The organism is Hydrogenoanaerobacterium saccharovorans, from assembly GCF_003814745.1.
In the GTDB taxonomy this organism is placed as follows: Bacteria; Bacillota; Clostridia; order Oscillospirales; family Ruminococcaceae; genus Hydrogenoanaerobacterium; species Hydrogenoanaerobacterium saccharovorans.
In genome coordinates, this window is the sequence record NZ_RKRD01000001.1 from 1,390,170 (window position 1) to 1,401,682 (window position 11,513).

Here is an 11,513-nt window from a genome sequence, read left to right on the forward strand (position 1 = left end):
GCATATGTATAGAGTAATAGCATTTTATAATAATAAGCGTTTACAATCGACGCAAATAGAGCACAAGCAGGGGGAAGAACATGAGTTTTAAGTTTAATAACTTCACACCAAAAGCAAACAATGCAGTTAATCTGGCACTTTTGCAAGCAGCGTCTCTTGGACACACCTATATTGGCAGCGAGCATTTGCTGCTTGGTCTTTTAAAAGAAGGCACCGGCGTGGCTTATACGGTACTTGTGCGGCGCAGCATTACCGAAGAAATTGTAAAAACCAAGCTGATCCAGGCTGTAGGCAAGGGCATTAAATCAAATCTTACCCCAAGCGATTTTACCCCGCGGTGCAAGCATATTCTTGAAATGGCTTCTGTTGAGGCTAAAACTTTAGCGCAACCAATTGTAGGTACCGAGCATATTCTCATGGCGTTACTCAAAGAACCGGATTGCTATGCGGTGCGTTTTTTGATGAGCTTGGGTTATGATTGTGACTCTCTTTACAAAGATGTGATTGAAGGTATCGGCAGCGAAATAGCGGATTCTATTTATTGGAAGGCAGCTCGTAAACCTCCGCTTAAAAACGGAAAAGCGCAAAACACCAAAACGCCCAATTTAGACAAATTCAGTAAAGATTTGACACAAGCAGCAAGAGAAAATACTCTTGACCCATTGATTGGCAGAGATAAAGAGGTATTGCGCGTCATTCAAATCTTAACTCGCCGCACAAAAAACAACCCTTGTCTCATCGGTGAAGCCGGTGTTGGAAAAACAGCAATTGTAGAAGGTTTGGCGCAGCGTGTCATCAGGGGCGATGTGCCGGATAATTTAATTGGCAAACGGGTTATTTCCATCGACCTTTCCAGTATGATTGCGGGAACCAAGTTTCGCGGCGAATTTGAGGAGAGATTGCGCAATTGCTTAAATGAAGTTAATGAGGCGGGAAATGTTGTGCTGTTCATTGATGAATTGCATACCATTATTGGGGCAGGCTCCGCTGAAGGTGCTATCGATGCGGCAAATATTCTAAAACCCCAACTGGCGAGAGGTGAGCTTCAGGTTATCGGTGCAACCACCATCGACGAATTTCGCCGTCACATTGAAAAAGACAGCGCGCTTGCAAGGCGCTTTCAAAGCGTTTTGATTTCTGAACCCACACCGGAAGATACAATATCAATCTTAAAAGGGCTTAAAACGAAATATGAAGAACATCATCATATTAAAATTACCGACGATGCAATTAATGCTTCTGTTAACTATTCTGTGCGCTATTTAACCGAAAAATTTTTGCCCGATAAAGCGATAGACCTTTTGGATGAGTCATCTTCTCTTGTTAAATTAAAAGCATTTACTCAGCCTGAACGCTTGGCAGATATGGAAAATCAGTTGCTTTTGCTTTCACACCAAAAAGAAGAGGCCATTCTTGCGCAAGACTTTGAAAGAGCTGCGAAATTGCGGGATAATGAAATGAAATTAAAGGAAAATCTTCCTCAAGAAAACTTGCTAGGCGGGGGAAGGGCAATGGATCGAGTAGATGCTGAAGATGTTGCCGAAGTAGTTGCGTTTCAAACCGGAATTGATGTGAGCCGTGTAACAGAAGAACAGTCTGAGCGTTTGCTGCAATTAGAACAGCGCTTGCATCAACGTGTTATTGGGCAAAACGAAGCGGTTACATCGGTATCACGGGCAATCAGAAGAAACAGGGTAGGTCTTGGCGACCCCAATCGTCCAATCGGTTCTTTTCTCTTTCTTGGTCCTACCGGTGTTGGCAAAACAGAACTTTGCAAGGCACTTGCTGAGGCTCTTTTTGCAGATGAACGCTCGATGATTCGTGTAGATATGTCCGAATTTATGGAGAAACATACCGTGTCACGCCTAATTGGCTCACCTCCGGGATATGTCGGATACGATGACGGAGGGCAGCTTACCGAAAAAGTGCGCCGAAAACCTTTTTCAGTGTTGTTGTTTGATGAAATTGAAAAAGCCCACTATGATGTATTTAATATTATGCTTCAAATTTTAGATGATGGAATTTTAAATGATGCCCAAGGAAGAACTGTAAACTTTAAAAATTGCATTATTATCATGACTTCAAATATTGGAGCACAGTTGATTACCGAAAAACAACTGATTGGATTCAGTCAAGATTCCCATATACCCAGTGACGAAACCATAAAATCACAAGTGATGACAGAGCTGAAAAAAGCTTTTCGTCCGGAGTTTCTAAACCGTATCGATGAAATGATTGTATTCCATCGTTTGACGCAACAAGAAATCGAGAAAATTGCGTGTAATCTGTTGGAAATTGTAAAACAAAGGCTAAAAAAGCGTAATATCAACATTCGTTTCTCGCAAAATTTACTGCATCATTTGGTTCAAGCGGGCTTTGACAGTAAATACGGTGCACGTCCTCTGAAGCGTGCAATTCAAAGCATGATTGAAGACCGTCTCGCAGAAGAAATACTAAGCGGTAAAATTAATGAGGGTGATGAACTTTTATGCAGTTATGATAATCAAATTGTTTTTTTAAAAGAAGAATGCAAGGTAGCTGCCGATTGATATTGATTTATCAAACCATTTTTTGTATAATAATACGTGAATGAAACACAGGAGGTTACAAAATATGGACTGGATAAATACTGAATATACAATGGAATGGGTAGTAACTGGGGATAAAATAGCCGCAAATGTCGGCAGCGGAGACGTAAATGTTTTTGCAACGCCTATGATGATTGCGCTGATGGAAGGTGCTGCAGTGCAGTGTTTAAAGCCGTTTTTAGAAGAAGGTCAAACTTCTGTAGGTGCTTCTATTTCAACCAGCCATACGGCAGCTACCCCAATTGGAATGAAAGTAAAAGCAACCGCTAAAATAGTTGCCGTGGATGGTAAAAAAATAGATTTTACAGTGCAGGCTTTTGATGAATGCGGCGTAATTGGTGAAGGGACGCATACTCGATTTATTTTGAATAAAGAGAGATTCGAACAAAAAGCAGCCGCAAAATTAAAATAAAATATTTTAAAATTTGTACAAAAAATACACCCCTAAAGCTTGGCAGTATATCTGCAAATAACTTTGGGGGTGTTTTACTTTGACAAAAGGGATACGAACAAGCGATATATCAGGTGTTTCAAAGAGCATGAGAAGATGCCTGCGAGTTTAAAGTAAGCACCACCATATCATTCCAACTATGATGAGCGCAATCTATCTGAGAAAAGGCACAAAAGGTCTATAAATTGAGCGCGTGGGTACAAAAGGAAGTAAAGGGGCAACAACTCTAAAGCAGAAAAGGCTGCACTGTTATGCCGGAAAGCAAGCGTTTTTATCTCAAAAGTTTGATTCTATAAAACACTTTAAAGCCCAACTCATTGAATGCTTGGGATACTGCAACAACCGTCGCATCAAAGCAAAGCTAAAGGGCTTGCCGTCTTCATTTTTACAGACAACAAGCCCTTTTAGCTTAATTTCAACAATTGTATTTTAGGCTTATCTTTCAGCTTTTACACCAAATTCTGTCTCCAACAACTCAACTGTTTGTTCAAGGTTATAATCTGTCACCAAAAGGGAGATATCCACTTCAGAGGTAGTGATCATCAGCACATGAGCGTCTGCGGAGGCTACTGTAGAAATTGCCTTAGCGGCAACACCTTCCATATTGCGCATCTCTTCGCCAAAAAGCTGAACCTTACTGTTGTTGCTGCTCACCAGAGGTTTGATATCGGGATACTGCTTTTTGTATTTATTGGTAAGAGCCAGTACTTTAATCAAATCTTCGCTTGCAACGGTAAAAGAAACACTCACAAAATCGCCTGTAGGGGCAGTTTGTGATATCATGTCAATGTTGATGCCCTCATTGGCAAAGTCAGTGAATACTGCGGATATAAACTTTAAATCAGCACCGATTTTATTAAATGTAACCAGTGCAATATCATCGCTTACTGAAAGCTTGCTTACACCGTTCATATCTTCGACACCCTTCCTGTTTATTCGGTTACGTTTTGCATACGCACTAAATCGCCCATATCATACAATCCGGCATTCTTGCCTGCAAGGTAGAGTGCTGCGTTTACAGCGCCCGTAGCAAAAATCTCTTTGGACATTGCAGAATGCGAAAGTGTGATAACTTCATCTTTACCCGCAAAAATCACATCATGCTCACCAACTATGGTGCCCCCTCGAATAGAGTGCATACCAATTTCGTTTTTGCTCCGTTTTTCGCGTTTACTATGTCGGTCGTATACATATTCATAACAATCGCTTTGTGCATGGTTTATTGCATCTGCAAGCATGATTGCAGTACCGCTTGGCGCATCTACCTTTTGGTTGTGGTGTTTTTCTACGATTTCAATATCAAAATCATGCCCCAAAATTGTAGCTGCCTTTTTGGCGAGTTCAGCAAGCAAATTTACACCCAGCGACATATTAAATGAGAAAAATACGGGTACCAGCTCACTTGTTTTGCGTAGCAAAGCAATCTGCTTGCTTGAAAGCCCTGTGGTGGCCACTACAATAGGGGTAGATGTATGCACCGCATATTCCAGCATAGAGTTGAGCAGCGACGGGTGTGAAAAGTCTATGATGCAGTCCGCTTTAATATTACATTGTGCGGGGGCAGCAAAAATGGGGAAATCATCATATTGAGTGGTATTGATATCAATACCTGCCACTATTTCGCAGTCATCTTTTTCTTTTACAAACGACGCAATGACATGCCCCATCTTTCCGTTTGCACCCGATAGTATAATCTTTTTCATATTTTCACATCCTAGCTTATCATAATCAGTTCATCAGTCCTGCGTTTTTAAGTTCAGCAACAAGATGCGCTTTCGCACTTTCGCTCATTTCAGCCAGTGGCAATCTGCACAATCCGGCTTTCCAGCCAATTAAATTCATGGCCTCTTTTACAGGAATGGGGTTTACATCAATAAACAGCGCGTTTATCAGCGGTAATAGCTTTAACTGTAGTTCGGCACTTTCTTTCACCTTACCGTCAAAGAAAAGCTGACAGATGTCATGTGCCTGTTTCGGCATAATATTTGAGAAAACCGATATGACACCTTTACCGCCCAAAGCAAGTATCGGCACAATTTGGTCGTCATTACCAGAATAGATATCGAGGTTATCGCCGCACTCTGCTGCAACCTGTGCAATTTTACTAATGTTTCCGCTTGCTTCTTTGGTTGCTACAATGTTCGGGTGTTTTGCCAGCTCTACATAAGTGGCAGGCGAGATGTCCATGCCTGTTCTGCTGGGCACATTGTAAAGTATAATCGGCAAATCGGTTGCATCCGCAAGTGTATTAAAATGGCGAATAAGCCCGAGCTGCGAGGTTTTATTATAATAAGGTGTAACTTGCAAAAGTGCATCTGCCTTAACCGCTGCAGATTCTTTCGAAAGCCACAATGCATAAGCGGTATCGTTGCTTCCTGCTCCAGCTATAACAGGAACCCTGCCGCCAACTTTATTTACAGCAAACTCGATTGCTTTTATATGTTCTTCGTCGGTCATGGTAGAGCTTTCGCCGGTAGTACCGCAGATGACAATAGCGTCAGTGTGGTTTTCAAGCTGAAAATCAATGATGCGCCCAAGCTCATCATAATTAATAGAGCCATCCGGATACATTGGCGTAATAACAGCAACGCCCGCACCGGTGAATATTGTTTTTTTCATTCGGTCGTGCTCCTTCCTTTCACCGAGCTTACTGCTTGTAAACTCGGTACGATGTTATTCAAGTTTTAGTCTAAATAGCCTTTTGCAGCCAAAAGCTCAGCCATCAAAACTGCACCGCCTGCTGCACCGCGAATCGTGTTGTGCGATAAACATACAAATTTGTAATCATACTGGCTGTCTTCGCGGATTCTTCCGATAGAAATAGCCATGCCGTTTTCCAGCATACGCTCGGTTTTTGCCTGTGGGCGGTCGCTTTCTTCAAAATAGTTAAGGAACTGCTTGGGCGCAGAGGGCAGCTGAAGTTTCTGCGGTTCACCGCTGAATGCTGCCCAGCGTGCTTTCATTTCATCAATGGTAGGCTTTTTCTCAAAGCTTACAAACACTGCGGCAGTGTGCCCGTTGGATACCGGAACACGAAGGCATTGTGTGGTAATGGCGGGGGAGGTAGCCGGAACAATCTCACCATCAACAATACTGCCCCAAATTTTCAAAGGCTCTTGCTCGCTTTTTTCTTCTTCTCCGCCGATGTACGGAATCAGATTATCCAGCATTTCCGGCCATGTTTCAAAGGTTTTGCCTGCACCGCTGATTGCCTGGTAAGTACAAGCTAAAACTTTTGTTACGCCAAAATCCATAAGCGGTGCTAAAGCGGGAACATAGCTTTGGATAGAGCAGTTGGATTTTACCGCAATAAAGCCGCGTTTTGTGCCAAGGCGTTTTCTTTGGCTATGAATAATTTCTGCATGATCTGCGTTCATTTCCGGGATAATCATTGGCACGTCTTTTGTCCAGCGGTTCGCCGAGTTGTTCGAAATAACAGGGCATTCAGCTTTTGCGTAAGCTTCTTCCAACGCTTTTATCTCGTCTTTTTTCATATCTACCGCGCAAAAAACAAAATCTACTTTTGCTGCAACCTCTTCAACTTTAGCGGCATCATATACAACCATCTTTTTAATATTCTCTGGGATAGGGGCATCCATTGCCCAGCGTTTTCCAACAGCATCTTCATAGGTTTTGCCCGCAGAACGTGCGCTTGCTGCCAGCAAGGTTACCTTAAACCAAGGGTGTTTATCAAGTAAACTGATAAACCGCTGACCAACCATACCGGTTGCACCTACAATACCAACGTGAAATTCTTTCATAAACGAACATTCCTTTACATTAAAATTTTGGCGGGCAATTCCCGGTATGCAGTGGTTATCCGCCTTATACTAATTTGCAATAAAAAACGTTTTATGTTTTTTATTAGCCCTGTAAAACACGGCTACAAGCGAAACTTGTGCAAATGTTGTACAATACTAAGAGCTACCGCTTTAGCGGCACACTGGCTAGCAGTGAATTAAAAAGCCTTAAAGCTTTTTAATGCGAAATAGTATTACAAAGAATAAATACCTGCATATAAAACAAAAAACCGGTTGAAAACCGGTCACCGTTGCAATATAATAGAACTATTGACTTTTTACCCGCAGGGTATGCGGCAGCACGAGTCGATAGCTCTTCATCATCTTGCAATGATGACAGTTACAGGCTTTTTCAGCTCAGTAACCAGGTAAGCTTATTCCGTACTAAACTTCCTTCGGCGGTAAACCCTTTCGACGATGATGCAAACGATTTTGTCGGAAATCATCTCATCGGTTACTAATGAAACACCGCACCTCTATCCAGATATTATTCTATTAAAACTATATTAGCATTTTAGCTAATCTATGTCAATTAAATTTGTAAGACAAGATGAAAATAGCCCTACCTTTTGAATGGAGAATATTAAATAATATGAAAACATCTGATTTTTGGTTCGACTTGCCCGAAGAATTGATTGCGCAGACACCGATTGAACCACGTAATCATTCTCGCATGCTGTGTATGAATGGCGACACAGGCGAACTGAAACATAAACATTTTTACGACCTTACTCAAATGCTCCAAGCAGGCGATACACTTATCCTCAACGACTCTCGCGTGCTGCCTGCACGTCTTTACGGTGTAAAAGAGCACACCGGCGCTGCAATTGAATTTTTATTGCTCGAACAGCACCAAAAAGATGTATGGGAGATTCTTGTACGCCCCGGTAAAAAAGCAAAAACGGGTGTACGTTTTGTATTTGGTGATGGACTTCTTGTAGCAGAAATACTCGAGACGATTGATGGCGGCAACCGCTTAGTGAAATTCACGTATCCCGAAGGCGAAAACTTTTATACCATTCTTGAAAAAATCGGTCAGATGCCGCTTCCGCCATATATTACCAAACGGCTTGAAGATAAAGAACGGTATCAAACTGTTTACTCAAAGGAGCTTGGTTCGGCGGCAGCACCCACAGCAGGTTTGCATTTTACGAAAGACATGATGCAGGAATTGCGCGATAAAGGTGTTAACATCGGCTATGTTACTCTGCACGTGGGTTTGGGTACGTTTCGGCCTGTTAAAGTAGATAACGTAAACGACCATCACATGCACTCTGAGCATTACCATATGCCGCAAGAAACGGTCGACCTGATTAACTGCACCAAAGCAAACGGACATCGGGTTATCGGGGTTGGCACCACAGCCTGCCGTACGGTAGAATCGGTTGCAACTAAATTCGGCGGTGTGCTGCAGGCAGATGACGGCTACACAGACATTTTTATCTACCCGGGTTACGACTTCAAGGTGCTCGATTGCCTTATCACCAACTTCCATTTACCCGAAAGCACGCTCATTATGCTCGTTTCTGCCTTTGCAGGATATAACCATATTCTGAATGCATATAAGGTAGCAGTGGAAGAAAAATATCGTTTCTTCAGCTTTGGCGATTGTATGTTTCTTACAAAATGCAATGGAGATACTAAAAACGGATTGGAATAGGGGCGCTGTTATGGAAAATACGGTAGTAGTTTACAAATCCAAGTACGGAACCACAAAAAAGTATGCGCAGTGGCTTGCCCAAGAACTGTCTTGTGATTTATACGATGCATCCGAAATAAAAGCAGACAAACTGGAACAATACGGTTGCATTGTATTTGGCGGTGGGTTGTACGCAAGCGGCATCTGCGGTGTTTCATTGCTCACTAAAAATTTTGAAAAGTTAAAAGGTAAGAAGATTGCCGTATTTACAGTTGGGCTTGCCGACCCAAACCGCAAAGAGCAGTTTAGTGCAGTACTCGAAAAAAACTTTACTGAAGAAATGCGCCGTGAGATACACATCTTTCATCTGCGCGGCTGGATAAACTACAAAAAACTGGGTTTTGTGCACAAAGCTATGATGGCGATGCTCATAAAAATAGTGGGTAAAAAGCCGCAGAGTGAACGAACCGAAGAAGAAAACGAAATGCTTGATACTTATGGAGGTACAGTCGATTTTACAGACCGTTCATCCATTGAGCCGATCATTTCTTTTATGAAAGAAAACTGCAAAAAGGTGCAGTAAAATTTGGCAGACTTTCATCTGCTGCAAAGAAAAACTGAGAGGTAACTATGGCATATAAATTACTCAAAAATGAAGGCACAGCACGCAGAGGCGAGTTCGAAACCGTACATGGCACGGTGCAAACTCCCGCGTTTATGAATGTGGGCACGGCGGCGGCAATTAAAGGCGGCATCTCATCTTACGATTTAGTTGACCTCAAATGTCAGGTAGAGCTTTGCAACACCTATCATTTGCATTTGCGCCCCGGTGATGACCTGATATACGATATGGGAGGTCTCCATAAATTTATGGGCTGGAAAGGACCTATTCTTACAGACAGCGGTGGTTTTCAAGTATTTTCACTGGCAAAATTGCGCACAATAAAAGAGGAAGGGGTCTATTTTTCTTCTCATATTGACGGTAAAAAGATTTTTATGGGGCCCGAGCAAAGCATGCAAATACAATCGAACCTTGCTTCTACCATTGCAATGGCATTCGACGAATGTATCGAGAATCCCGCAACCCGCGAATACACAGTCAGTTCCATTGCACGAACCACGCGTTGGTTAGTACGCTGCAAACGCGAAATGCAGCGGCTGAACTCGCTTGAATCCACGATTAATAGGAACCAACTGCTGTTTGGCATCAATCAGGGCAGTACTTTTCATGATTTGCGAATTCAACATATGATAGATATTGCAGAGCTTGACCTCGATGGTTATGCCATCGGCGGGTTGGCAGTGGGGGATACCGCAGAAGAGATGTACGGTGTTATCGAAGCGATTGAGCCGTATATGCCCAAAAACAAAATTCGATATCTGATGGGTGTAGGTACTCCGGTGAACATTATCGAAGCAGTACACCGCGGGGTAGATTTGTTTGATTGCGTTATGCCCAGCCGCAATGCACGCCATGGTCATTTATTTACTTGGAGCGGCATCCGTAACCTTATTAACGAGAAGTATGCACGTGATGATGCACCGCTTGATGAGCAATGCGACTGCCCATGTTGCCGTAATCATTCACGCGCTTATTTGCGTCACCTTTTTAAAGCGAACGAAATGCTTGCGATGCGCCTTGCGGTGCAGCATAATCTTTATTTCTACAACACGCTGATGGAAAAAATACGCGCTGCTCTTGACGACGGCACTTTTGAGCAATTTAGAGCACAAATGGTACCCATACTTGGTAAAAGAATTTAATATAGTTGATTTTGGCATATTATTTATAAAATCTTATCCTCAATCTCTTGCAACTTTATGCAATTCACGCTATAATATTTTAAACTATGCATAAGGCAGAAGGTGTTCGCCTCCTGTCCAAGAAAATACAAAATCGATGGAGGTATTCCTAAATGTCAACTGCTAACTTGTTAACTACTGCTACAAACGCAGCCGGGGCACAAAATACAACGTCTATGTTGGTCTCCTTGCTCCCTATGGTTCTTATTTTTGTTGTGTTTTATTTTATCTTGATCAGACCACAGAAAAAAAGAGATAAAGAAATTGCAAAAATGAGAAGCAATCTTGAAGTCGGTGACGAAATCGTTACAATCGGTGGAGTGGTTGGACGTGTTGTCATCATAAAAGAAGATACTGTTGTTGTCGAAACAGGTTCTGACAGAAGCAAGATTCGCTTTTTGCGCAGCGCCATTCAGCAAAACAACACCGCAGTTGAGAGAGCTGCTGCTGAAAAAGCTACTGTTCCTGCTAAAAATGCTAAGACTGAAGAAACCAAATAGTTGATTTAAAAATTCAATCGGAATAATCAATGTCACTCTTGAATATCCTTTATTGTAGGAGAATGCTTTACTAAAGGATATTAGGGGTGATTTGTATGAAACAAGGCAAATCCAAAGTAGAGAAGTATGGAGTAATGAAGTATCTGAAACCAATTTTATCTGGGACCTTAGTAGGCGCAGTTGTTATCACCGTAATTTTAATGGTGCTTTCACTTTTGCTGTCGCTGCAAAATATACCGCAAATGCTAATTAACCCAATGGTGCTGTTGGCACTTGCCATCGGCTCGCTTATGGGTGGTAGTTTTGCTGCAAAAATGGTACGCGAAAAAGGGCTCGTAATGGGGCTTTGTTGCGGTGTGCTGTTGTTTTTAATGTTACTGCTGTTTGGGCAGGGCATTAGCGACAATGGCTTTGGTTTTATGGCAGCTATTAAACTGGCAATTGCACTTCTTTTTTCGGCAATTGGCGGAGTTGCGGGAGTAAATTCTAAAAAAAGTAGGAAATAATTGAATAATGATTTTTGTTATGCTATAATAAATAATATATTTTTATTAGGAGGACATAAAATTGAAACACGTTAAAACATTGAATAAAGCAAATTTAAAAGAATCCGCTGTAAAAGGTGGCTGCGGCGAATGCCAGGCTTCTTGCCAATCTGCTTGCAAAACCTCTTGCACAGTAGCTAACCAGAAATGCGAGAATAAAAACAGATAATCTCGTAAATTTGGTTTT

Annotated in this window: 12 protein-coding genes and 1 riboswitch; of the genes, 8 read left to right on the top strand and 4 right to left on the bottom strand. The window is 42.0% G+C overall.

Annotated features, from left to right (window positions below):
* Positions 1-80: 80 nt before the first annotated feature.
* Positions 81-2,549, top strand: a complete 2,469-nt coding sequence (locus EDD70_RS06510; protein WP_092751799.1) for an ATP-dependent Clp protease ATP-binding subunit — start codon at positions 81-83, stop codon at positions 2,547-2,549.
* A 64-nt stretch (positions 2,550-2,613) separates the two neighbouring features.
* Complete coding sequence (locus tag EDD70_RS06515; protein WP_092751797.1) at positions 2,614-3,000, top strand: thioesterase family protein; 387 nt, start codon at positions 2,614-2,616, stop codon at positions 2,998-3,000.
* Between the two features lie 474 nt (positions 3,001-3,474).
* On the opposite strand, the gene EDD70_RS06520 is transcribed toward EDD70_RS06515, so the two are convergent.
* From EDD70_RS06520 to asd, 4 genes are all read right to left on the bottom strand, one after another.
* Positions 3,475-3,951, bottom strand: a complete 477-nt coding sequence (locus EDD70_RS06520) for an ACT domain-containing protein (protein WP_092751795.1) — start codon at positions 3,949-3,951, stop codon at positions 3,475-3,477.
* A gap of 20 nt (positions 3,952-3,971) precedes the next feature.
* Positions 3,972-4,742 carry a 4-hydroxy-tetrahydrodipicolinate reductase gene (gene dapB, locus EDD70_RS06525; RefSeq protein ID WP_092751793.1) on the bottom strand — a complete coding sequence of 257 codons (771 nt, stop codon included), beginning with the start codon at positions 4,740-4,742 and terminating at the stop codon, positions 3,972-3,974.
* Between the two features lie 25 nt (positions 4,743-4,767).
* Positions 4,768-5,658, bottom strand: a complete 891-nt coding sequence (dapA, locus tag EDD70_RS06530; RefSeq protein ID WP_092751791.1) for a 4-hydroxy-tetrahydrodipicolinate synthase — start codon at positions 5,656-5,658, stop codon at positions 4,768-4,770.
* A gap of 65 nt (positions 5,659-5,723) precedes the next feature.
* Positions 5,724-6,800, bottom strand: a complete 1,077-nt coding sequence (gene asd / locus EDD70_RS06535) for an aspartate-semialdehyde dehydrogenase (RefSeq protein ID WP_092751789.1) — start codon at positions 6,798-6,800, stop codon at positions 5,724-5,726.
* A gap of 341 nt (positions 6,801-7,141) precedes the next feature.
* Positions 7,142-7,326: riboswitch (Lysine riboswitch) on the bottom strand.
* 105 nt (positions 7,327-7,431) lie between these two features.
* On the opposite strand from asd, the gene queA reads away from it, so the two are divergent.
* The 6 genes from queA (at position 7,432) to scfA (ending at position 11,495) form a co-directional block, all read left to right on the top strand.
* Entirely contained in the window at positions 7,432-8,499 is a 1,068-nt protein-coding gene (gene queA, locus EDD70_RS06540; RefSeq protein WP_092751787.1) for a tRNA preQ1(34) S-adenosylmethionine ribosyltransferase-isomerase QueA, read from the top strand.
* Between the two features lie 10 nt (positions 8,500-8,509).
* Entirely contained in the window at positions 8,510-9,061 is a 552-nt protein-coding gene (locus EDD70_RS06545) for a flavodoxin domain-containing protein (protein ID WP_092751784.1), read from the top strand.
* Positions 9,062-9,108: 47 nt separating this feature from the next.
* Positions 9,109-10,242: a tRNA guanosine(34) transglycosylase Tgt gene (gene tgt, locus EDD70_RS06550; protein ID WP_092751782.1), complete on the top strand. Its 1,134-nt coding sequence runs from the start codon at positions 9,109-9,111 to the stop codon at positions 10,240-10,242.
* Positions 10,243-10,394: 152 nt separating this feature from the next.
* Entirely contained in the window at positions 10,395-10,781 is a 387-nt protein-coding gene (gene yajC, locus EDD70_RS06555; protein WP_092751780.1) for a preprotein translocase subunit YajC, read from the top strand.
* Between the two features lie 95 nt (positions 10,782-10,876).
* Positions 10,877-11,287, top strand: a complete 411-nt coding sequence (locus EDD70_RS06560; protein WP_092751778.1) for a TIGR04086 family membrane protein — start codon at positions 10,877-10,879, stop codon at positions 11,285-11,287.
* A gap of 61 nt (positions 11,288-11,348) precedes the next feature.
* Positions 11,349-11,495, top strand: coding sequence for a six-cysteine ranthipeptide SCIFF (gene scfA / locus EDD70_RS06565; RefSeq protein WP_092751776.1), 147 nt, complete (start codon positions 11,349-11,351; stop codon positions 11,493-11,495).
* The last annotated feature ends 18 nt before the right edge of the window (positions 11,496-11,513 follow it).

What these genes read in the sequence shown, in the direction of transcription:
- asd (WP_092751789.1), bottom strand. Translation starts at nt 6,800, where the DNA reads ATGAAAGAATTTCACGTTGGTATTGTAGGTGCAACCGGTATGGTTGGT.
- EDD70_RS06560 (WP_092751778.1), top strand. Translation starts at nt 10,877, where the DNA reads ATGAAACAAGGCAAATCCAAAGTAGAGAAGTATGGAGTAATGAAGTAT.
- EDD70_RS06510 (WP_092751799.1), top strand. Translation starts at nt 81, where the DNA reads ATGAGTTTTAAGTTTAATAACTTCACACCAAAAGCAAACAATGCAGTT.
- EDD70_RS06520 (WP_092751795.1), bottom strand. Translation starts at nt 3,951, where the DNA reads ATGAACGGTGTAAGCAAGCTTTCAGTAAGCGATGATATTGCACTGGTT.
- dapB (WP_092751793.1), bottom strand. Translation starts at nt 4,742, where the DNA reads ATGAAAAAGATTATACTATCGGGTGCAAACGGAAAGATGGGGCATGTC.
- yajC (WP_092751780.1), top strand. Translation starts at nt 10,395, where the DNA reads ATGTCAACTGCTAACTTGTTAACTACTGCTACAAACGCAGCCGGGGCA.
- tgt (WP_092751782.1), top strand. Translation starts at nt 9,109, where the DNA reads ATGGCATATAAATTACTCAAAAATGAAGGCACAGCACGCAGAGGCGAG.
- EDD70_RS06515 (WP_092751797.1), top strand. Translation starts at nt 2,614, where the DNA reads ATGGACTGGATAAATACTGAATATACAATGGAATGGGTAGTAACTGGG.
- EDD70_RS06545 (WP_092751784.1), top strand. Translation starts at nt 8,510, where the DNA reads ATGGAAAATACGGTAGTAGTTTACAAATCCAAGTACGGAACCACAAAA.
- queA (WP_092751787.1), top strand. Translation starts at nt 7,432, where the DNA reads ATGAAAACATCTGATTTTTGGTTCGACTTGCCCGAAGAATTGATTGCG.
- dapA (WP_092751791.1), bottom strand. Translation starts at nt 5,658, where the DNA reads ATGAAAAAAACAATATTCACCGGTGCGGGCGTTGCTGTTATTACGCCA.